Origin of the sequence: Bradyrhizobium sp. (assembly GCF_016219575.1) — a bacterium.
Lineage (GTDB): Bacteria > Pseudomonadota > Alphaproteobacteria > Rhizobiales > Xanthobacteraceae > Bradyrhizobium.
In genome coordinates, this window is record NZ_JACRMG010000009.1 from 959,611 (window position 1) to 981,223 (window position 21,613).

Genomic DNA, 21,613 nt, shown 5'->3' on the forward strand with positions numbered 1-21,613 from the left:
AGTGAGTAACGATCCCGTCGTAGCGATTGTCGGCGTGACCGGCGCTGTCGGAGCCGAGTTCATCGCCACCATGGACCGCCGCTATTTCCGCGTCGGTAAGCTCAAGGCATTGGCCAGCGCCCGTTCCGCCGGCAAGACCGTCGCCTTCCGCGGCAAGCAGGTCGTGATCGAGGAACTCACCGAGCACGCCTTCGGGGGCGTGGACATCGCCCTGTTCTCGGCGGGCGGCAGCATTTCCCGCAAGTATGCGCCGATCGCGGTCCGGGCCGGCGCGGTCGTGGTCGACAACTCCTCCGCCTTCCGCATGGACCCGAACGTGCCGCTGGTGATCCCCGAGATCAACGCCGGCCGCATCAGGGATCACAGGGGCATCATCGCCAACCCCAACTGCGCCGCCATCACCGCGCTGGTGCCGCTGTGGCCGATCCACCGCCAGAACCGCATCAAGCGTGTCATCATCGCGACCTACCAGGCCGCGAGCGGCGCCGGTGCGGCCGCGATGGACGAACTCGTGGAATCCACCCGCGCCAGCCTCGAGAGGCGCAGCTACCAGCAGAAGGTGCTGCCGCACCCCTACGCCTTCAACCTGTTCAGCCACAACACCGCGATCGATCCCGATACCGGCTACAACGACGAGGAGACCAAGGTCATCCAGGAGACCCGCAAGATCTTCGAGGACGACAAGATCGCAGTCGGCGTCACCTGCGTCCGCGTGCCGGTGCTGCGTGCCCATTGCGAGGCGATCACCTTCGAATGCGAGCGGCCGATCAGCGAGGACGACGTCCGCGCCATCCTGGCCGGCGCACCGGGCGTGAAGATCGTCGACGATCGCGCGAAGAACTACTTCCCGATGCCGATCGACGCCTCCGGGCAGGACGATGTGCTGGTGGGTCGCATCCGGAAGGACCTCAGCGATCCCTCCGGTCACTCGATCTCGATGTTCGTCGCGGCCGATCAGCTCCTGAAGGGTGCCGCATTGAACGCGATCCAGATCGCCGAACTGCTGCCGCAGCGCGCGATGGCGTGAGGTGAGGTTGTAGGGTGGGCAAAGGCGCGCAAGCGCCGTGCCCACCTTCAAGAGCGTGCCTGTGAGGGTGGGCACGCTTGCGCTTTGCCCACCCTACGTATCCTCGATCCCGTGCGGCTCCCGCGCGCGGAACAGCAGGCACGCATCGCCATACGAATAGAAGCGATAGCCGCCCGCAATCGCATGCGCATAGGCCTGCTTCATCGCATGCAATCCCGCAAATGCCGACACCAACATGAACAGGGTCGAGCGGGGCAAATGGAAGTTGGTGAGCAGGATATCGACTGCGCGAAACCGGTAGCCCGGCGTGATGAAGATCGCGGTCTCGCCGGCAAAGGGCTGGATCGTGCCGTCCTCATGCGCCGCGCTCTCCAGCAGGCGCAGCGAAGTCGTGCCGACCGCCACGATACGCCCGCCTTTCGCGCGCGCCTCGTTGAGCTTGCGCGCCGTCGGAGCGGACACGGTTCCCCATTCCGAATGCATGCGGTGCCCGGCGGTGTCGTCGACCTTCACCGGCAGGAACGTGCCTGCCCCGACATGCAGGGTGACGCGGCTGATCTCGACGCCGCGGCCGCGCAGCGCCGCTTCCAGCGCAGGCGTGAAATGCAACCCCGCAGTCGGCGCGGCCACCGCGCCCTCGTTCGCCGCGAACATGGTCTGGTAGTCGGCAGCGTCCCGCTCGTCCGCCGTACGTCTGGAAGCGATGTAAGGCGGCAGCGGCGTCACGCCGAGATCCGAGATCGCCTGGTCCAGCGCCGGTCCATGGAAGGAGAATGACAACGTCACCTCGCCATCGGCTCCCTTGGCCTCGACCTCTGCATCGAGATGGCCGAGCAGGCAGACCTTTCCCTCATTGCCGAAACGGATGCGGTCGCCGCTCGCGAGCTTCTTGGCCGGCTTCACCAGCGCCTGCCAGCGCGAGCCGTCGAGCCGCTTGATCAAGGTGGCCTCGATCTTCGGCTCGGTCTCGCGTCCGATGCGCCGGCCCTTTAGCTGCGCCGGGATCACCCGGGTGTCGTTGACCACGAGCTGGTCGCCGGGCTCCAGCCATTGCGGCAGATCCGACACGAGGCGGTCGCGCAGCACGCCGTCGCCCTGCACCACCAGCATCTTCGCGGAGTCGCGCGGGCTCACTGGGCGCAGCGCGATGCGCTCGGGGGGAAGGTCGAAATCGAAGAGGTCGGTGCGCATTCAATCGACACGCTGCCGAACCCTCATCCTGAGGAGCGCGAAGCGCGTCTCGAAGGATGAGGCCCGGAATGTATAGTCAGTGGCCTCATGGTTCGAGACGCTTGCTTCGCAAGCTCCTCACCACGAGGAGAAGCATCAGGCGTCGAGCGCCATCTTCGCCTTGACGATCTTGTCGGGCTCGCGCACCGGCTCGCCGCGCTTGATCTTGTCGACGTTCTCCATGCCCTCGGTGACCTTGCCCCACACCGTGTACTGGCGATTGAGGAAGGAGGCATCGTCGAAGCAGATGAAGAACTGGCTGTCGGCGGAATCCGGGCTCGCCGCGCGCGCCATCGAGGCGGTGCCGCGGACATGCGGCTCGCTGTTGAACTCGGCCTTCAGCTTCTTGCCGGAGCCGCCGGTGCCGGTGCCCTGCGGACAGCCGGTCTGCGCCATGAAGCCGTCGATCACGCGGTGGAACACGATGCCGTCGTAAAAGCCATCCCGCACCAGCTCCTTGATGCGCGCGACATGGCCCGGCGCCAGGTCCGGACGCATCTCGATCTTCACGGGGCCCTGGGTGGTCTCGAGGATCAGGGTATTTTCGGTGTCAGCCATGCTCGTCTCTCTGGTTTGGGTGAAGTCTTGCGTGTCCAAAATCTGATCGCGAAGGGCCGGCCGGCGACGGCGCCGCCCAGTCCTTGCGAAAATGGCAATGGCGTGCAGCGCTGCAACGCTTCCATGGCGGCGATCCGGTAGGCCAGGCGGTCATTGTCGGACGCCCCTTCCGTCTCGTAGGTGACCCGCGGCCGGCCCAGAATGGCGCCCTCGCGGTTGAAGCTCACAATGACCGTGATGTCCACCGGCCTGGCCTGCGAGCGCGGCGGCGGCTTCCAGCACCGGTGCAGCCGCTCGATCACGTCCCTGATACTGTCGAGCGGCTCGGCCCGTGCCTGCAAAGGCAAGGCCAGCAGCAGCGCCGCAAACCACAAGGCTGGTTTGCCGCGCCGCGCCACCTCTGGCTCACTTGATGTCGGATGCGACCTGCACCTTCACCATCTTGTCCGGATTGGCCGGGGGCTCGCCCTTGTTGATCTTGTCGACGACGTCCATGCCCTGCACGACATCGCCGATCACGGTGTACTTGCCGTTGAGAAAGGAGGCATCGGCAAAGCAGATGAAGAACTGCGCGTTCGCGCTGTCGACGCTGTCGCCGCGCCGTGCCATGCCGACCACGCCGCGCTTGAAGGGCGTGGAGGAAAATTCCTGCTTCAGCATCGGGTATTTCGAGCCGCCGGTGCCGTTGAATTTCTCGCCGTCGCCGGTCTGCGCCATGAAACCGTCGATGACGCGGTGGAACGGCACGTTGTTGTAGAAGCCGTCGCGGGCGAGCTGCTTGATGCGTGCGGCATGGCCGGGCGCGAGGTCGGCGCGCAGCGCGATGACGATGCGGCCCTTGCTGGAGTCGATCACGATGGCATTGGCCTTGTCGAGATTGGCCGGCAGCGGCTGGGCGAGCGCGGGAGCCGCGCAGACCAGCGCGGCGAAAAGGGCGAGGACTCGGATCATGGAAACTCCGGAGCTGATGAACGATTAGGGCGCTGACGTCGCGTCAGCCGAATTTGGCCTTCAGGGCTTTGGCGACCGCAGGCGGCACAAAGGCGGAGACGTCGCCGCCCATGCCCGCGATCTGGCGTACCAGTGTGGCGGTGATCGGGCGGACAGCGACCGAGGCCGGCAGGAACACGGTATGGACTTCCGGCGCCATGGTCTCGTTCATGCCCGCGATCTGCATCTCGTAGTCGAGATCGGTGCCGTCGCGCAGACCCCGAATCATGATGGTGGCGCCGGCCTTCTGGGCCGCCGTCACGGTCAGGTTGTCGTAGGTATTGCAGTCGAAGGCGCAGCCGGCCTTCTGGGCGATCGGTCCGAACACCGCCCGGACCATGTCCAGGCGCTCCTCGGTCGAAAACAGCGGCTTCTTGCCGGGATGCACCCCGATCGAGACGATCAGTTTGTCGCAGAGGGTGACGGCATGCCGGACCACGTCCTGGTGGCCGTTCGTGACGGGATCGAAGGAGCCGGGATAAAGCGCGATACGGGGCATATGCCCCCTCTAGCCTGCCCGGCCCAAGCCGGCAAGGTTCCCTGACCCCGGCCCAAAGGGCGGAAATCTATTTTGCCTCGGCCAATGAACCACTTGGCCTCCCGGCGCGTCTTCCAGGGCAGGTAATGATTGTTTCGTCCCGGCCGCCGGCACGAAACAAAACCGGCGCCGGACGAAACCATTTTCCGCATTGGAGAAGACGTCCCGAAACCGGGCTTGGTTACTTAGTCCACCAACGAAACGACGGGCCCGCCGAGGCCCATGACGGGGGACAGTCATGATCAAGGCAATTTCCGCGGTGGCCGTTGCCGCCTTCATCGCCGCCGCGCTCACCATTCTCCCCGGTTTTGCCCCGCAAGTCGAAGCCAGCGTTCCCGTGGCGCTTGCGAAGGGCGACCGCCTCGACATCAAGCAGGTCGGCCGCGCGTGCTCCGAACAGGCCTGGCCGAATTTCGAAGCCTCCTGCCTGCGCGGCGCCGGCAACAAGTTGGTGGTGCGCGAAGCTCGCCTGGTGACGGCCGACCGCACGCCGTAACTCACTGCCTGCCTACCCCTACTTCCACGTTGCTCTGAATCGAAATCCCCGGGATGCCCCCCGGGGATTTTCGTTTTCGGGCGCTGCGATACGAAACGACGGCGATCGACAAGGCCACCTGAGCGGCTCGCAACGCGCTATTCGCCGTTTCCGTTGCCGTTCTCTTCCTCGCCGATGTGCTCGACCGAGACGACATGCTCGTCCTCCGCGGTGTCGAACACGATCACGCCCTGGGTCGAGCGGCCGGCGATGCGGATGTCCTCGACCGGGCAGCGGATCAGCTGGCCCTTGTCGGTGACCAGCATGATCTGGTCGCTGTCCTCCACGGGGAACGAGGCGACCAGCTTGCCGTTGCGGTTGTTGACGCTCATGGCGACGATGCCTTTGCCGCCGCGGCCGGTGGTGCGGTACTCGTAGGACGAGGTGCGCTTGCCGTAGCCGTTGACGGAAACGGTGAGCACCACCTGCTCCGCCGCCGACATTTCGGCATAACGCTCCTGCGACAGCTGGATCGCATCCGATGCCTCTTCGGCCTCGGCCTCGGTGCCCTCCTCCGCCGCCGCCTCGCCCGCCACCGCGCGGCGCATCTTCAGATACGCCGAGCGCTCGTCCGATGTGGCCTCGACATGGCGCAGGATCGCCAGCGAAATCAGCGTGTCGCCTTTCGCAAGCGCAATGCCGCGCACGCCCATCGAGGTGCGGCCGGTGAAGACGCGCACGTCGGTGACGGGGAAGCGGATGCACTGGCCGCCGGCGGCGGTCAGTAGCACGTCGTCGCGCTCGGTGCAGATCTGCACGTCGACGATGGACTCGCCATCCTCCAGCTTCATGGCGATGATGCCGGAACGGCGGACGTCGACGAAGTCGGACAGCTTGTTGCGGCGGACGGTGCCGCCGGTCGTGGCGAACATCACGTCGAGATTACCCCAGGAGGATTCATCCTCCGGCAGCGGCATGATGGTGGTGATACGCTCGCCCTGCTCCAGCGGCAGGATGTTGATCAGGGCCTTGCCGCGCGCATTCGGCGCCGCCATCGGCAGCCGCCAGACCTTTTCCTTGTAGACCTGGCCGCGCGAGGAGAAGAACAGCACCGGGGTATGCGTGGAGGCCACGAACAGCCGGCTGACGAAATCCTCGTCGCGGGTCTGCATGCCGGCGCGGCCCTTGCCGCCGCGGCGCTGCGCCCGGTAGGTCGAGAGCGGCACGCGCTTGACGTAGCCGGCGTGGGAGACGGTGACGACCATGTCCTCGCGCTGGATCAGGTCCTCGTCCTCGACCTCGTCTTCCTGCTCGACGATCACGGTCTTGCGCGGGGTTGCGAAATCGCTCTTCACATCGGCGAGTTCGGCCTTGACGATCGCTTGCACCCGAGCGCGCGAGCGCAGGATATCGAGGTAGTCGGCGATTTCGACCGCGAGCTTGTCGAGTTCTTCGGAAATTTCCTCGCGGCCAAGCGCGGTAAGCCGCTGCAGCCTGAGATCGAGAATGGCCTTGGCCTGCTCGAACGACAGCCGCGCGGTGCCGTCCTCGGCCAGCCTATGGCGCGGATCGTCGATCAGGGTGATCATGGCGGCGACGTCCCGCGCCGGCCAGTCGCGCGACATCAGGGTGTCTCGCGCGGTGTTCGGATCGGGCGAGGTGCGGATGACGCGAATGACCTCGTCGATGTTGGCGACCGCGATCGCGAGACCAACCAGGATGTGGGCGCGGTCGCGGGCCTTGTTGAGCAAGAACTTGGTGCGGCGGGTGACGACCTGTTCGCGGAAAGCGATGAAGGTGGTCAGAAAATCCTTCAGGTTCATCACCTGCGGCCGGCCGCCATCGAGCGCCAGCATGTTGGCGGCAAAGTTGGTCTGCAGCGGCGTGAAGCGGTAGAGCTGGTTCAGCACCACGTCGGGAACGGTGTCGCGCTTCAGCTCGACGACCACGCGGAAGCCGTCGCGGTCGGATTCGTCGCGCAGGTCCGCGATGCCCTCGATCTTCTTTTCGCGGATCAGGTCGGCGATGCGCTCCACCATGGTGGCCTTGTTCACCTGGTAGGGAATTTCCGAGATGACGATGGCTTCGCGATCCTTGCGGATCGTGTCGATCGATACCTTGCCGCGCATCACGATCGAGCCGCGGCCGAGATGATAGGCTGAACGGATACCCTGGCGTCCGAGGATGACGCCACCGGTCGGAAAATCCGGTCCCGGGACGATGTTGATGAGGTCGTCGATCCCCAGCGCCGGGTTATCGATCAGCGCCACGCAGGCGTCGACGATTTCGCCGAGATTGTGCGGCGGGATGTTGGTTGCCATGCCGACCGCGATGCCGCCGGCGCCGTTGACGAGGAGGTTCGGAAACTTCGCCGGCAGAACCGACGGCTCTTTCTCGGAATTGTCGTAGTTGGGCTGGAAATCGACCGTGTCCTTGTCGATATCACCGAGAACCGCGAGGGCCGATCGCGTCAGGCGCGCTTCGGTATACCGATAAGCCGCCGGTGGATCGCCATCGACCGAGCCGAAATTGCCCTGGCCGTCGATCAGCGGCACGCGCATGGAAAATTCCTGCGCCATTCGCACCATCGCGTCGTAGATCGACTGGTCGCCGTGCGGATGATATTTGCCGATCACGTCACCGACGACGCGGGCCGACTTCACGTATTTTTTGTCCGGCGTGTGTCCTTGCTCGTACATCGAGTACAGGATGCGGCGGTGCACCGGCTTCAAGCCGTCGCGCGCATCCGGCAGCGCACGCGCCACGATCACGCTCATGGCGTAATCGAGGTAAGAGCGCTTCATCTCGTCGAGGATGGACACGGGACGAATATCTGATGGCGCCGGCGGCTCGCCGGGCTTGTCGTCTTCGTTATCGGACAAAGGGGAATCCGTCAGTTCAAGGCGTTGGAATCATATAGCTGATTTGGCGCCTTCAAACCACTTTTTAAAGCCCGCGCAAAGCGCTTTTTCCCCTCGTTTTTTCATGGACTTACGGGCGCCGCGGACACCTCTGAAGCAGCCTCCAGAAACGTGCTTCGGGAACCGCGGAATCGGGCAGCCTTTCAGGACCCGAAGACCACCGTATGCATGATCCGCCCGGGCATGAAGGTGAACAGCCCGGCGATGATGAGCGCGCCCCCAAACAGCCAGAGCATCGTGATCTTGTGCCGCCGCACGTTGTGCCGCCGCGCCGCCATGACGGCGACCACCAGCATCGCGGGCACCCAGATCGATAACAGGTGGATCGGACTCCATGGGCCGACCAGGCGGATCTCGTGGATCCACAGCGATGAGATTGCCACGACAGCCATCAATGCCACCCAGATCCAGCCGAGCGTCCGGTGCGGCAGCGTGCCCTTGGGCGCGGCGAGCTGCACCACGCCCAGCCCAAAGGCCGCCATGGCGGCAAAGGCATGGACGGGGATGGCGGGGGCGGCATCGAGCAGCGGCTTGAGGCTCATGGCGGGCTCTCGCGGTCGGCTCCCCCAAGGGAACGGTTGGGTCAAACTCCTTATGTAAATATCATTAACATTCGAAGCGATCAAAGCGACTGCCACCCAAAACCGCTGCTGGCTTCGGACAGGAATTCCATCTGGCTACAAGGCAAAGCTGCAAGCTTGGATCAGGCGCTTACAAGACGTAAACGCCTGCAGTCACGAAAGAAATTCTCGCGCTTCGGAAGCCTAAGAGGCCGGCCGTTCAGAACGGGATGTCGTCGTTCATGTCGCTGTTGCGCGAACCGCCTGCAGCCGCGACGCGGCGCGGGGCCGGGCTCGAACTGCCGAAGTCGCCGCTGCCCTCGTCGGCAAAGCTGCCGCCACCGCCGCCGCGGCCGTCGAGCATGGTGAGGGTCGAGTTGAAGCCCTGCAGCACCACCTCCGTGGAGTATTTCTCGACCCCGCTCTGGTCGGTCCATTTGCGGGTCTGCAGCTGGCCCTCGATATAAACCTTGGCGCCCTTCTTCAGGTACTGCTCGGCGACCTTGCACAGCCCCTCGTTGAAGATCACGACGCGGTGCCACTCGGTCTTTTCCTTGCGCTCGCCGGTGGCCTTGTCGCGCCAGGTCTCCGAGGTCGCCACGCTGAGATTGGCGATCGGACGCCCGTCCTGGGTACGCCGGATTTCCGGATCCTTGCCCAGATTGCCGACCAGGATCACCTTGTTCACACTTCCCGCCATCGCCGCTCTCCACGCTCCAATCACTGGTCAACCGGGCCGGCACCTTCATGGCCAGCTCGCCGCGCCCGCCCGCCGACCTATACGCTCAACGGCGGGGCTTTCCCTAAGCTCCAGCCGAGGGCATCCCGGTTATCCACATATAGCACTGAACCGCCCGATGTTCCAGTTTTGTTCCGGATTCTTGCCGGAGGCCCGACGAACTCCCCGGGACCGGGACGGAACCCCGGCTCGACCGATTCGGGTCGCGGGAATTTCTAAACAAATCATTAACTTGTTCCGACATCACTTCGTTGCCGAGTGTTGCATTTGGGAGACGGCCTCCAGCGGCAGAATCCTGTAAATTCATCGATGGATGGACTTGGCGCTCGCGCCGAAAAACCGCTTCGGGACCAACGGAAGCGGAAAAGAACCGGAGAGAGAGAGATGAAGAAGTTTCTGCTCGGTATTGCCGGCGTCATTGCGCTGGTTGCACCGGCCTCTGCCGCGGATCTCGCTGCGCGTCCTTACGCGAAGGCGCCCGCGATGATTGCCGCCGTGTACGACTGGAGCGGTTTCTACATCGGCGCCAACGGCGGCTGGGGTTCGAGCCACAAGTGCTGGGACCTGCAGAACGGCCTTGGTGTTTTCGTCGCGAGCGATGGTTGCCACGACGCCACCGGCGGAGTTGCTGGCGGCCAGATCGGCTACCGCTGGCAGGCCGGCACCTGGGTGTTCGGTGTCGAAGGCCAGGGTAACTGGGCCGACCTCAAGGGCCGCAATGTTGCTGTCACTGCTCCCGCCTTCACCAATGAATCGAAGATCGGCGCGTTCGGCCTGCTGACCGGCCAGGTCGGCTATGCCGCCAACAACGTGCTGCTCTACGTCAAGGGCGGCGCCGCTGTCACCGATGACCGCTTCCGGACCTACTTCACGGGCACCAACGTGCCCGTCACCAACACCGTCAGCGATACCCGCTGGGGCGGCGTCGTCGGCGCCGGCCTTGAGTTCGGCTTCTCCCCGAACTGGTCGGCAGCGATCGAATACGACCACCTGTTCATGGGCAGCCGCACCTACACCTTCAACAACAACGGCAACTTCGCCGCAGCCGGAACGTTCTTTGCGCAGGAGCGCGTCAAGCAGGACGTCGACCTCGTCACGGTCCGCGTGAACTATCGCTGGGGCGGCCCGGTCGTCGCGAAGTACTGAGCTTCGCCAAAACTTTCTCTCTCCTGAAGGCCGGCCTCGTGCCGGCCTTTTTGTTTGCATGACCTGCGGCATCCGCGACAACGCCGCTGCTGCTGCCGCCTGCCGCCACGCCGCAAACTAACCGTTGATGATTCGCGCGCGGCACTGGAAAATGCCGCCCGTTCTTCCTACGTTCCAGCATATCCTTGGCGTCTGAGCCCGGAACAACCGGCTGCGCGCCCCACGGCATGATCCGGAAAAGTGGAGGCCGGTTTTCCGATCAGATCATGCGCAACAACAACGGCGCGGATCGCGCGCTTGGGAATGCCGATATGGATGAAGTGCTCCGCGCCAAGCGCCAACAGAACGCGTCCTCCTCGCGCGCCATCACCATTCGCGGCGCGCGCGAGCACAATCTGAAGAACATCGACGTCGAGATTCCCCGCGACAAGCTCGTGGTGTTTACGGGTCTCTCCGGCTCCGGCAAATCCTCGCTCGCCTTCGACACCATCTATGCCGAGGGCCAGCGCCGCTACGTGGAGTCGCTCTCCGCCTATGCGCGCCAGTTCCTGGAGATGATGCAGAAGCCGGACGTCGACCAGATCGACGGCCTGTCGCCGGCGATCTCGATCGAGCAGAAGACGACGTCGAAGAACCCGCGCTCCACCGTCGGCACCGTCACCGAGATCTACGACTACATGCGCCTGCTCTGGGCCCGCGTCGGCGTGCCCTATTCGCCCGCGACGGGCCTGCCGATCGAGAGCCAGGTGGTCTCGCAGATGGTGGACCGCGTGCTGGCGCTGCCGGAGGGCACGCGGCTCTATCTGCTGGCGCCGGTCGTGCGCGGACGCAAGGGCGAGTACAAGAAGGAGCTCGCCGAATACCTCAAGAAGGGTTTCCAGCGCGTCAAGATCGACGGCACCTTCCACGAGCTCGCCAGCGCGCCGACGCTCGACAAGAAATTCCCGCACGACATAGACGTCGTCGTCGACCGCATCGTGGTGCGCGCCGACATCGGCCAGCGCCTCGCCGAGAGCTTCGAGACCGCGCTGAAGCTCGCCGAAGGCCTCGCCGTCATCGAATACGCCGACGCGCCGGCGGCCACCGCCGAGGACAGCAAGAAGAAGACCGCGAAAATCCACGACAAGAGCGGACCCGAGCGCATCCTGTTCTCGGAAAAATTCGCCTGTCCGGTTTCCGGCTTCACCATTCCCGAGATCGAGCCGCGGCTGTTCTCGTTCAACAATCCCTATGGCGCCTGCCCGGAATGCGGCGGCCTCGGCGTCGAGCAGCACATCGACGAGGATCTCGTCATCCCCGACAAGGAGATGACCTTGCGCAAGGGCGCGATCGCGCCCTGGGCCAAATCGTCCTCGCCCTATTATTTGCAGACGCTGACCGCGCTCGGCAAGCACTACAAGTTCACGCTGGACACCGCGTGGAAGGATCTGCCGAAGAAGGTGCAGGCCGTCCTGCTCACCGGCTCCGGCGAGGAGGCGATCAAGTTCTCCTATGAGGACGGCGTCCGCTCCTACGACACCAAGAAGCCGTTCGAGGGCGTGATCACCAATCTCGAGCGCCGCTACCGCGAGACCGAAAGCGAGTGGGCGCGCGAGGAGCTGGCAAAGTATTTCTCCGACGTGCCCTGCGCCGGCTGCCACGGCCACCGCCTCAAGCCGGAGGCGCTGTGCGTCAAGATCGGCGGCAAGCATATCGGCGACATCTCCGAGCTCTCGGTGAAGCGCGCCGGCGAATGGTTCGAGAGCGTGCCGGCTTCGCTCAACGCCCAGCAGAACGAGATCGCCGGCCGCGTGCTCAAGGAAATCCGCGAGCGCCTCACCTTCCTGCTCGACGTCGGCCTCAATTACCTGACGCTGTCGCGCGCCTCCGGCACGCTGTCCGGCGGCGAAAGCCAGCGCATCCGGCTGGCCTCGCAGATCGGCTCCGGCCTGACCGGCGTGCTCTACGTGCTTGACGAGCCCTCGATCGGCCTGCACCAGCGCGACAATGCCCGGCTGCTCGAAACCCTCAAGAGACTGCGCGACCTCGGCAATACCGTGATCGTGGTCGAGCATGACGAGGACGCTATCCGGCTCGCCGATTACGTCCTCGACATCGGCCCCGGCGCCGGCATGCATGGCGGCCACATCGTGGCGGAGGGCACGCCTTCAGACATCATGCGCAACGCCAATTCGCTGACCGGCAAATATCTCACCGGCGAGCTGGCGGTCGATATCCCCGAGCGGCGGCCGCCCAACCATCGCCGCACCCTCAAGGTGGTGAACGCGCGCGGCAATAACCTGAAGAACGTCTCGGCGGAAATCCCGCTCGGCCTGTTCACCTGCGTCACCGGCGTGTCCGGCGGCGGCAAGTCGACGCTGCTGATCGACACGCTCTACCGGGCGATTGCCCGCAAGCTCAACAACGCCAGCGAGGGCGCCGCGCCGCACGACCGCATCGAGGGCCTCGAGCATATCGACAAGATCATCGACATCGACCAATCGCCGATCGGCCGCACCCCGCGCTCCAACCCCGCGACCTATACCGGCGCCTTCACGCCGATCCGCGAATGGTTCGCGGGCCTGCCGGAAGCCAAGGCACGCGGCTACGAGCCCGGGCGCTTCTCCTTCAACGTCAAGGGCGGCCGCTGCGAGGCCTGCCAGGGCGACGGCGTCATCAAGATCGAGATGCACTTTCTGCCCGACGTCTACGTCACCTGCGACACCTGCAAGGGCAAGCGCTACAACCGCGAGACCCTGGAGGTCCTGTTCAAGGGCAAGAGCATCGCCGACGTGCTCGACATGACCGTGGAAGAGGCCGCCGAGTTCTTCAAGGCCGTGCCGCGCGTGCGCGACACCTTCCAGACCCTGCACCGCGTCGGCCTGGACTATATCCACGTCGGCCAGCAGGCCACGACCTTGTCGGGCGGCGAGGCCCAACGCGTCAAACTGGCAAAAGAATTGTCAAAGCGCGCCACCGGCCGCACGCTCTATATCCTGGACGAGCCCACCACCGGCCTGCACTTCCACGACGTCAAGAAACTGCTGGAAGTGCTGCACGAGCTGGTCGCACAGGGCAACACCGTGGTCGTGATCGAGCACAATCTCGAAGTCATCAAGACCGCCGACTGGGTCATCGACCTCGGCCCCGAAGGCGGCGACGGCGGCGGCGAGATCGTCGCCTGGGGCCCGCCGGAGGACATCGTCAAGGCGCCGCGGAGCTACACCGGCAAATTCCTGGCCCCGGTGCTGAAGAAGGCCGGCGGTAAGCCGCGGAAGAGCAGCGGGGCGAGCGAAGCGGCGGAGTAGACTGAATCAAGACGCAAAGGTGGTCATGAGCGACACATTGCGCCGCGTGCAGGATTTGGTGACGCGTGGCGAATACTTGATATCGCGACATGGCTTTCGCGAACTCCTGGCGGATGATATCCTGATCGAAGATGTCCTTGCCGGCGTGGATCGAGCACTACTTCTTGAAGACTATCCCGACTCACGCAAGGAACCCTCTGTCCTGGTCCTGCAGCGCGACGGCGATGGCCGGCCGGTTCATGTGATGTGGGGCATACCCAGGAACCAAGGTACGCCCGCAGTCTTGGTGACGGCCTATCGGCCGCTACCCGAACTTTGGTCCGACGACTTTTATGAAGCGAAACAAGCGATGACCCGGAAGTCCAAGGAGTTCATTCACGAAGGCAGGTTCGCCGCGGAAGTCCCGGTCGATTTGATCGAGGACGAAACTGCGTGGTCGCCATATCTGTCGCCTGACGACGCGCGCAAGCTCGATGCAGTGCGCCTGGCATTGCGCCGGGGCGACGTCTCAGAGGCCGCAAAATACGGTCGCATCTTTGAGCTGACTCCCGTCGCGGCAAAATAGGGGCCGCCATGCGGGTTTGCTATTTTGTATCATGCCTCTTCGCGCTCATCGCTCTCGCCGTTTCCACACCAGTCACGGCCGAGCCGCAATCCTTCACCCCCTGGACCATGCCCCAGGTCAGCGCCCTGCCGCGCGATGCCCGCGGCCAATTGATCCGCGACGGACGCGACCTCATGCTGGCGACCTACGCGCTTATCGGCCCCAACGTGGCCGATGCTGGGAAGCGGTTCGCCGGCAACAACCTCGCCTGCACCAACTGCCACCTCGACGGCGGGACGACGAAATTCGGCCTGCCGCTGTTCGGCATCTACAACGACTTCCCCGCCTACAGCGCCCGCACCGGCGCTCCGATCAGCATCGAGGATCGCATCAACAGCTGCATGACCCGCAGCATGAACGGACGCGCCCTGCCCAACGATGCGCCCGAGATGCGCGCGATGGTGGCTTATGTCGAATTCCTGTCGACCGGCGTGCCCGCGGGCCAGCAGGTGCCGGGCCTCGGCGCCGGCAAGATGAAGGAGCTGAAGCGGGCGGCCGACCCCCAGCGGGGCAGCGCCGTCTACGCCCGCTCCTGCGCCGCCTGCCACAAGCCCGACGGCGCCGGCGTGCTCAGGGATCGCGGTGCGCCCGAGCTCGGCTACATGCTGCCGCCGGTGTGGGGCCCCGACAGCTACAACGACGGCGCCGGCATGGCGCGGCTGATCAACTTCGCAAACTTCGTCCATTTCAACATGCCGCACGGCGCCGACTATTTGAATCCGCAGCTGACGCCCGAGCAGGCATGGGACGTCGCAGCCTATGTGCTGTCGCAGCCGCGCCCGCACCGCGCAGGCCTGGACAAGGATTTTCCCGATCTGCTCGACAAGCCGGTCGACGCGCCCTATGGCCCCTACGCCGACGGTTTTGGCGAGAAACAGCACAAATACGGACCGTTCGGTCCGATCCGCGACGCCATCAAAAAACTGAAGTCCGCCGCCTCCAGGAAGCCGTGAAGGCGGCTTCCGCGGGCAACTGGCGAGATGGTCAGGCCGCATCCGCGGGGCGCACCCGCCTGACGATCTCGGCGCCCTTTTCGCGCTCGACCACGCCGATGTCATACTGGCCCTGCAGATCCAGCCAGAATTGCGCGCTGTTGCCGAAATAGCGGCCGAGCCGGACTGCCGTGTCAGCCGTGATCGCGCGACGAAAATTCAGAATGTCCGTAATTCGGCCGGACGGCACGCCGATGTCCAGCGAGAGCCGGTTGGCGCTGAGCTTTCGCGCTCCCATTTCGCGTTTGAGAAAACGTCCTGGATGTATGACGGGGGCCATGCTGTTCAGCCTCTGAGATAATCCGCTGCAAAGGCTCGTGCGGCATGGACGTCATCCGGCATAAGCCGCGGATGATCGGCAGGGATCGCATCGATCGCCATATCCGCCCCGAGCTTGCGCACGACAAGCTCAACCGGAATACGCGTACCGCGAACCACCGGCTTGCCATCCATGATATCAGGGTTGATCTCGATCCGCTCGTGCGACATGGGTCTCTTCCTGTAATTTCGATCAAGCATATCAGACAGCTCCATCCTCGTCAGCGCCACCGCTTGCCAGCATGCCACCCTACTCCCTCGCCATCTTCGACCTCGACGGCACGCTGGCCGACAGCTTTCCGTGGTTCCTGCGCAACGTGAACGGTGTCGCCGACCGCTTCGGCTTTCGCCGCATCGAGGACGGGGACGTCGAGTCGCTGCGCCATGCCGGCTCGCGCGAAATCCTGAAGCGGCTCGAAGTTCAGCTGTGGAAGCTGCCCGCCATCGCGCGGCACATGCGGCGGATGAAGGCCGCGCATCTCGCCGACATTCCGCTGTTTCCGGGCACGGGGGCGATGCTGCAAAGCCTGCGCGATGGCGGCCTCACGCTGGCGCTGGTCAGTTCCGACCACGAGGCCAACGCGCGGCGGCAGCTTGGCGAGGCGGCTGCGCTGTTTTCGCATTTCGATTGCGGCGCCTCGCTGTTCGGTAAGGCCAGGAAATTCCGCCGCGTCGTGCGGCGCGCCGGCTTCACCGTGGCGCAGGCAATCTCGGTGGGCGACGAGGTCCGCGACATCGAGGCGGCGCGTGCCGCCGGCATCGCCTGCGGCGCGGTGATGTGGGGCTATGCCGCGCCGAACGCGCTGCGTGGACTCGCGCCGGAGATCGTGTTCGAGCGGATGGAAGACATTGCGCCGCGGTTGGTCGCGGGGACCGCGGGCCGTAGGGCGGATTAGCGTTCCCGCCCTCGGTCGCTCGGCATGCCATGCCGCGAGCGTAATCCGCCGACAGGTTTGGCGGGTTACGGCTTCGCCTAACCCGCCCTACGAACCCCATCAACCTTGCGGCGGATACGCACGATGATGTCGAGCCGGGAAATCTCGTGCCCCGGCAGCGCCTCCGGCATTCTCTCCACCACGAGGTTCTCGGGCACGTCGATCAGGATGTCCTCGCCTTCGAGATAGAAATGCGGGTGCACGCTGGTATCGGTGTCGAAGAAGCATCGCGAACCGTCCGGACCGACCCGGCGTAACAGCCCGACCTGGGTGAACTGGTTCAGCGTGTTGTAGACGGTCGCCAGCGACAGCTGCATGCCGGCCGCCGCCGCCTCGGCATAGAGCATCTCGGCCGTGACATGCCGGTTCATCCCGGCAAACAGCAGCTGGCCGAGCATCATGCGCTGCCGCGTCGGTCTGAGGCCTGCATCGCGCAGCAACTCCTGGACGTCCCCGGCCGTACAATCGGCGCAGATATCCCCGCAGGCGGCTTCCAGCTGGGCGACGCCGTTCAGTTCATCGGTCAGGACATCCATCGCAGGGCCTTGTCATGCGTATTGCTGCAACTTGATCGCAAAATCGCCCGGACATCCTTGACAAGGGTCAAGCCAGCGCAGCGCCTTCGTGACCCCAAAGCAACATGCGCGATATTCCCTGCAGAGGAACAGCAATTGTAATCCCCGCGAGCGCGCCGATGGCGTAGGCTTGCTTCACCCGGGCTGGGGGCATTTCGATCGCGACTTCGTTGCGGGATCCCGGGTGGCCGCCGGATCCTCGTGGGTTCGGCGGCCGGTTCATTTGCAGGCGGCGGGCCGTCTACGCTCCCGCGATGGCGCCTTCAACGAAGCCCGTCGGGTCCTGACAGAACTCGCGCATCACCTTGAAATGATCGGTCTGCTCCACCGTCACCGGCTCCAGCGCGTGTTTCGTCAATCGCAGCAGCCGCGCGTTGGGATAGGCCATCAGCATCGGCGAATGCGTCGCCATCACCACCTGGCAGATAGTGGAATTCTCCATCCGGTGCAGCAGCTTCAGGAAATCGATTTGCCGCGCCGGCGACAGCGCGGATTCCGGCTCATCGAAGATGAAGATGCCTTGCTTCTGGCAGCGCTCCTCGAAGAAGCGCATGAAACCTTCGCCATGGGAGTAGGAGAGGAAGTCAGCCGCCGTACTTCCGACCTCGTCCAGATATCGCGCGACGGAGAAGAAGCTCTCAGCGCGAAAGAACCAGCCATTGGTGATCTTCGGCAGCCAGCCGGCCCGCAGCGCATTCGATAGGTCCCCACCGCCTACCTCGATCGCATTGGAATGATCGACCGCGCGGTAGCCCTTGCCCCCACCCGCCTCGTCATAGCCGGCAAGTACTGCGATGCCTTCGAGCAGAGTCGATTTGCCGGCGCCGTTCTCGCCAACGATGATGGTGATGGGCCTGTCGAAATTGACTTCGAAATCGTCGCTCAGAAAAGACAGGGAGTATGGGTAGGCCTTGCGATCCTCGATCCGCGACGGATCGAGCCACACGCGCCGCAGATACGGCGCGGGCATATTGATCGGGCGATTTTTTCGAGCCATGCATCCAGTCTCCAGCGGCAGCCAGCTGCAACTTCCAGTGGATAGAAGCATCGCATATCCATGGGAACACAACAAGAACGCTCGTCGAGCTCTCTTCCAAATATGGTTTCCTCTGCAATTTCAAATAGATATGGAGCATCTATCGGGGCAGACATTCCAATAATCAGAATAACCGCTCGACTATTACGTAAATCAGAACTCTCTTGCCCTCAGCCCGCGCCGCCATGAGGGGACGCTTCGCGGTCGTCACGAACGTTGGCGCGGGGGCGAAGGCCGGGGCGACAAGAGTCTACCTCCCCGCCTCCAGCGGGATACTGTAGGGTGGGCAAAGCGCAAGCGTGCCCACCTTCACGACCGCGTCGTCGACGGTGGGCACGGCGCATGCGCGCCTTTGCCCACCCTACAAATTGCGCGTCAGGGTCTCCCCGCCTCCAGCGGCTCGAGTACCAGCTCCATCGTCATCAGCACGGGATTGTCGCCGCGGACCAGCCGCCCCTCGGCAAGCCCGCCGAGATAGTCCACCAGCGCGACGTCGAGCTGCGCCTCCAGTGCGCCGCTCCTGCCCGGTGCGATCTCGCCGGAGCCGATCAGCAGCTCGGTGGCGAACGGCACCACGGTTTTGCCATCGGCGAAGCGCGCGCCGATGATGCTGCCGACGCCGCCGCGCAGCCGCGCATGGCCGATGCCACGCTGCCTGCAGAACGCCTCCAGGCAGCCGGCAAAATCCTGGTTGGGCCGCAGCCGCAGCGCAAAGGCCGGCCGCGTATTCCCCGGCGCGGTAGCTGCCCGCGCCACCGGGCCGAACAGCTTGAACCCGGTCTCGGGATCCGGCTCGGCCAGGAAGACCGCGCCGTCGATGCCGAAGGCGTCGACCTCGAAGGGTTCGGCGACGATGGTCTCCTCGGGGAGAATGTGCCCGCCATTGACGTGACCGTCAGCCTCGGTCCACAGCGCATGGCAATGAAAGAACGGCGCGCCATCGCGTTCGCCCAGCGTCATCGCGCCCATCCTCAGCTGCGTCACGCCGGCCGGCCGGAACGTGTCGCTGTAGAAGGCCGCATGGTCCGGCGTCTTCGACAGCGCCGGCATCACATAGGCGAACGGCCCGAGCGCGCCGCCGCGCATGTTCAGGACGCCGCCGGCAAAGCCTGCATCCGCAAAGCCGCGGCGAGCGGCTTCCAGCAAGGGAGTGCCGGCTTGCATGGTGAAGGAAAACGCGCGGCCCCGCGCCTCCACGCACTGGATGCGTTCGGCCACGGGCAGGCCGGGCTGCTCGATCCGCCGCATCCCTCAGGTACCGGTCTTGGCGATGTCGGCGAGCAGCCCGCGCGCCTCGAGCTCGTCGCGCACCATCCGCTTCGGCACCTTGCCATAGCCGGATTTCGGCAGCGCCTCCCAGAAGAAGAAGCGCTTCGGCATCTTGTAGCGCGGCACCTTCGGCGCCAGGAACGCCGCCAACTCCGCCTCGCTCACGGGTTTTGCGCCCTCGCGCGCGACGCAGACGGCAACGCCCACCTCGCCCCAGAACGGATCGGGCACACCGAGGACCGCGACCTCGCCGACCGCGGGATGGGTGAGGATCTTCTCCTCCACCTCGCGCGGATAGATGTTGGAGCCGCCGGAGATGTACATGTCGGAGGCGCGGCCGGTGATGTAGACAAAACCCTCCGCGTCGACATGACCGAGATCGCCGGTGCGGAACCAGCCGTCGCGGAACGCCTTCGCATTGGCTTCGGGGTTGTCGTAGTAGCCCGCAAATACGCCAGGACCGATCACGCAGATCTCGCCGGTCTCGAAAGGCTTCAACTCGTGGCCGTTGTCGTCCTGGATCGAGACCTGCATGCCCGTGCGCTCGAAGCCGCAGGTGCCGATCCGCGCACGCGGCCCGTCCTCGGGATCATGCAGCGCCGGCGGCAGCACCGTGATGTTGCCGGTGACCTCGCCGAGCCCGAAATACTGCACCAGCACGCCGCCGAGCTTGCTCAGCGCCGCCTTCTGGTCCTCGCGATACATCGGCGCACCCGCATAGATGACATAGCGCAGCGAGGAATGGTCGTGCTTGTCGGCGGCGGGATGCTCGACCAGCATTTTCAGAATGGTCGGCACGGTGAAGATGTTGGTGACCTTATGGGTCTCGATCAGCCGGTAGGCTTCCGCGATATCGAACTTTTCCGTCGGCAACAGGATCGTCGGCACGCCGCGCGCGGCCTGCACCAGCTGGTGCACGCCGGCGCCATGCGACAGCGGCGCCACCACCAGCGAAGCGTCGTTCTCGGTGGTGCCGGGCATGAGGTCGGCAAGATGGTTGGTGACGACAAAGGCCATCTGGCCGTGGGTCAGCACCGCCGCCTTGGAGCGGCCGGTGGTGCCGGAGGTGAAGAAGAACCAGCAGGGATCGTTGTAGTCGACCTTGGCCTCCTCCACCCTGGCCTCCGCATGCGCGGCGATCGCCTCCGCCACGGTGCGTTCGCCGAAAGCGCCGGTGTCACCGATCCGCCAGGTGAAGGCGAGCGCGGAGCTTGCCGCCTTCACGGCTTCCGCATGCTCTGGAAAGTCACCATGGCAGAGAAAGCCCTTCGCGCCGGAGGCGGTGGCGAGATAGGCGACCTCGTCCGGCATCAGGCGGAAATTGGTCGGCACCCAGACCGCGCCGAGCCGGAAGGCGGCGAACATCGACCAGAACATCTCGTCGCAATTCTTGGAATGCACGAGGAGGCGGTCGCCCTTGGCGATGCCCCGCGCGGCCAGCGCGGCGGCCAGAGCGGTGACCTTCGCCTCAATCTCGCGCCAGGTGAAGCTGCGGTCGCCCCAGATGAATCCGGCCCGGTCGCCATGCCGCCGCGCATTCTGGGTGAGCAGGTAGGCGAGGTTCATCACCCGGTTCGACATGCGGGCGAGCCCGCCGGCGGGCGCGGAAGCAGCAGTGTTGTCGGTCATCTCGTTATCAGCCGTTATGTCGGGCATTGTTCTGATTGGCGGGCGTTTCATGCCGACGATAGCAGAGAGGTCACCCCGCGCAACGGGCGAGCCGCATCGGGAAGCCGTGCCCTACCTCTCCATCCATTCCGGTTCGCGAGTTGGGATCTCTGCGGTCTCCTTGACCGAGGACAGCACGATGATGGTCTCGGTGCGCTCCACGCCGGGAGCGGCCTTGACCACCCTGGCAAGCAACCCTTCGAGCATGCGCGTGTTCTTCACCCGCACCTTCAGCATGTAGTTCCAGGCGCCGGTGACATGGTGCACCTCCATGATGACGGGCTGCCCGGTTAATTTCTTCAGAAATGCCTTTTCCGCCTCCGGCTTGCTCAGGGCCACATAGACGAACGCGAGCAGATCGTAGCCCATCGCCTCCGCCGATATCCGCGCATGATAGCCGGCAATCAGGCCGCGCTCGCCGAGCTTGCGGATGCGCTCGTTGACGGAGGACGCGGCGAGCCCGACCTGCGCGGCCAGCTGCGCCTGGGGCGTGCGCGCGTCCTTTTGCAGCAGCTCGATCAGCGCAAGATCCGTCTCGTCCAGTTCCGCCATGAGCATTTTGTCCGGGTGATGTAGATCACACGACCCTACCAAACCGAATGTTGTTCGGCAATTGACGGTGAACCAGCGGCGCCGGGATGTCCACCAACCCCGTGCAATCAGGACGGCCGCATCCCGCGAACGCCCGTTGCGGCAAACGCTCCGCGCCCCCGGCGCCGGACCAACCGACCAGCAGAGAGGAACT

22 protein-coding genes are annotated in these 21,613 nt (G+C 64.7%); 7 read left to right on the plus strand and 15 right to left on the minus strand.

The genetic code is table 11. The annotated features are described in order from the left end of the window. Window position 1 precedes the first annotated feature (1 nt). Window positions 2-1,027 carry an aspartate-semialdehyde dehydrogenase gene (locus tag HZB49_RS09615; protein WP_291610498.1) on the plus strand — a complete coding sequence of 342 codons (1,026 nt, stop codon included), beginning with the start codon at window positions 2-4 and terminating at the stop codon, window positions 1,025-1,027. 93 nt (window positions 1,028-1,120) lie between these two features. Here HZB49_RS09615 and queA read toward each other — a convergent pair whose 3' ends face one another. The 5 genes from queA to coaD all read right to left on the minus strand — a co-directional run bounded on the left by queA (window position 1,121) and on the right by coaD (window position 4,304). After that, window positions 1,121-2,218 carry a tRNA preQ1(34) S-adenosylmethionine ribosyltransferase-isomerase QueA gene (queA, locus tag HZB49_RS09620; RefSeq protein WP_291610500.1) on the minus strand — a complete coding sequence of 366 codons (1,098 nt, stop codon included), beginning with the start codon at window positions 2,216-2,218 and terminating at the stop codon, window positions 1,121-1,123. Between the two features lie 135 nt (window positions 2,219-2,353). Further along, the gene (locus HZB49_RS09625; RefSeq protein WP_291610502.1) at window positions 2,354-2,815 is read right to left on the minus strand and encodes a peptidylprolyl isomerase; all 462 of its coding nucleotides are present in this window, start codon (window positions 2,813-2,815) and stop codon (window positions 2,354-2,356) included. After that, the gene (locus HZB49_RS09630) at window positions 2,791-3,213 is read right to left on the minus strand and encodes a hypothetical protein (protein WP_291610504.1); all 423 of its coding nucleotides are present in this window, start codon (window positions 3,211-3,213) and stop codon (window positions 2,791-2,793) included. Before HZB49_RS09630 ends, HZB49_RS09625 begins: the two co-directional genes overlap by 25 nt. Before the next feature lie 7 nt (window positions 3,214-3,220). Next, complete coding sequence (locus HZB49_RS09635) at window positions 3,221-3,766, minus strand: peptidylprolyl isomerase (protein ID WP_291610506.1); 546 nt, start codon at window positions 3,764-3,766, stop codon at window positions 3,221-3,223. Between the two features lie 43 nt (window positions 3,767-3,809). Next, window positions 3,810-4,304 carry a pantetheine-phosphate adenylyltransferase gene (coaD, locus tag HZB49_RS09640; RefSeq protein ID WP_291610507.1) on the minus strand — a complete coding sequence of 165 codons (495 nt, stop codon included), beginning with the start codon at window positions 4,302-4,304 and terminating at the stop codon, window positions 3,810-3,812. Window positions 4,305-4,581: 277 nt separating this feature from the next. Here coaD and HZB49_RS09645 point away from each other — a divergent pair, with 277 nt between their 5' ends. Continuing rightward, a complete protein-coding gene (locus tag HZB49_RS09645) occupies window positions 4,582-4,839 on the plus strand; it encodes a hypothetical protein (protein WP_291610509.1) in 258 nt (85 codons plus the stop codon). A 137-nt stretch (window positions 4,840-4,976) separates the two neighbouring features. On the opposite strand, the gene gyrA is transcribed toward HZB49_RS09645, so the two are convergent. The 3 genes from gyrA to HZB49_RS09660 form a co-directional block, all read right to left on the minus strand. Further along, complete coding sequence (gene gyrA / locus HZB49_RS09650) at window positions 4,977-7,700, minus strand: DNA gyrase subunit A (RefSeq protein ID WP_291610511.1); 2,724 nt, start codon at window positions 7,698-7,700, stop codon at window positions 4,977-4,979. A 182-nt stretch (window positions 7,701-7,882) separates the two neighbouring features. Then, complete coding sequence (locus HZB49_RS09655) at window positions 7,883-8,281, minus strand: DUF2306 domain-containing protein (protein ID WP_291610512.1); 399 nt, start codon at window positions 8,279-8,281, stop codon at window positions 7,883-7,885. Window positions 8,282-8,519: 238 nt separating this feature from the next. Beyond that, window positions 8,520-8,999, minus strand: coding sequence for a single-stranded DNA-binding protein (locus HZB49_RS09660; RefSeq protein ID WP_291610514.1), 480 nt, complete (start codon window positions 8,997-8,999; stop codon window positions 8,520-8,522). Window positions 9,000-9,422: 423 nt separating this feature from the next. Here HZB49_RS09660 and HZB49_RS09665 point away from each other — a divergent pair, with 423 nt between their 5' ends. From HZB49_RS09665 to HZB49_RS09680, 4 genes are all read left to right on the plus strand, one after another. Further along, window positions 9,423-10,184 (plus strand): outer membrane beta-barrel protein, encoded by a 762-nt coding sequence (locus HZB49_RS09665; RefSeq protein ID WP_291610516.1) that lies wholly within the window; start codon window positions 9,423-9,425, stop codon window positions 10,182-10,184. A gap of 311 nt (window positions 10,185-10,495) precedes the next feature. Further along, window positions 10,496-13,471: an excinuclease ABC subunit UvrA gene (gene uvrA / locus HZB49_RS09670; RefSeq protein WP_291610518.1), complete on the plus strand. Its 2,976-nt coding sequence runs from the start codon at window positions 10,496-10,498 to the stop codon at window positions 13,469-13,471. A gap of 25 nt (window positions 13,472-13,496) precedes the next feature. Continuing rightward, complete coding sequence (locus HZB49_RS09675) at window positions 13,497-14,036, plus strand: DUF4258 domain-containing protein (protein WP_291610520.1); 540 nt, start codon at window positions 13,497-13,499, stop codon at window positions 14,034-14,036. A gap of 107 nt (window positions 14,037-14,143) precedes the next feature. After that, entirely contained in the window at window positions 14,144-15,028 is an 885-nt protein-coding gene (locus tag HZB49_RS09680) for a c-type cytochrome (protein ID WP_291610522.1), read from the plus strand. A gap of 31 nt (window positions 15,029-15,059) precedes the next feature. Here HZB49_RS09680 and HZB49_RS09685 read toward each other — a convergent pair whose 3' ends face one another. Continuing rightward, window positions 15,060-15,347 carry a HigA family addiction module antitoxin gene (locus HZB49_RS09685; RefSeq protein ID WP_291610524.1) on the minus strand — a complete coding sequence of 96 codons (288 nt, stop codon included), beginning with the start codon at window positions 15,345-15,347 and terminating at the stop codon, window positions 15,060-15,062. Window positions 15,348-15,352: 5 nt separating this feature from the next. Continuing rightward, on the minus strand, window positions 15,353-15,556 hold the full coding sequence (locus HZB49_RS09690; RefSeq protein WP_291610525.1) for a DUF433 domain-containing protein: 204 nt from the start codon (window positions 15,554-15,556) through the stop codon (window positions 15,353-15,355). A 71-nt stretch (window positions 15,557-15,627) separates the two neighbouring features. Between HZB49_RS09690 and HZB49_RS09695 the strand changes: the two genes are divergently transcribed. Next, window positions 15,628-16,281: an HAD hydrolase-like protein gene (locus HZB49_RS09695; RefSeq protein ID WP_291610527.1), complete on the plus strand. Its 654-nt coding sequence runs from the start codon at window positions 15,628-15,630 to the stop codon at window positions 16,279-16,281. Window positions 16,282-16,358: 77 nt separating this feature from the next. On the opposite strand, the gene irr is transcribed toward HZB49_RS09695, so the two are convergent. From irr to HZB49_RS09720, 5 genes are all read right to left on the minus strand, one after another. Further along, complete coding sequence (irr, locus tag HZB49_RS09700) at window positions 16,359-16,856, minus strand: Fur family transcriptional regulator Irr (protein WP_291610529.1); 498 nt, start codon at window positions 16,854-16,856, stop codon at window positions 16,359-16,361. Between the two features lie 280 nt (window positions 16,857-17,136). Next, window positions 17,137-17,892, minus strand: a complete 756-nt coding sequence (locus HZB49_RS09705; RefSeq protein WP_291610531.1) for an AAA family ATPase — start codon at window positions 17,890-17,892, stop codon at window positions 17,137-17,139. A 414-nt stretch (window positions 17,893-18,306) separates the two neighbouring features. After that, the gene (locus HZB49_RS09710; protein ID WP_291610533.1) at window positions 18,307-19,179 is read right to left on the minus strand and encodes a DUF296 domain-containing protein; all 873 of its coding nucleotides are present in this window, start codon (window positions 19,177-19,179) and stop codon (window positions 18,307-18,309) included. Window positions 19,180-19,182: 3 nt separating this feature from the next. Next, window positions 19,183-20,829: an acyl-CoA synthetase gene (locus tag HZB49_RS09715; protein WP_291610535.1), complete on the minus strand. Its 1,647-nt coding sequence runs from the start codon at window positions 20,827-20,829 to the stop codon at window positions 19,183-19,185. A 111-nt stretch (window positions 20,830-20,940) separates the two neighbouring features. Beyond that, entirely contained in the window at window positions 20,941-21,420 is a 480-nt protein-coding gene (locus tag HZB49_RS09720) for an Lrp/AsnC family transcriptional regulator (RefSeq protein WP_291610537.1), read from the minus strand. Window positions 21,421-21,613: the final 193 nt, after the last annotated feature.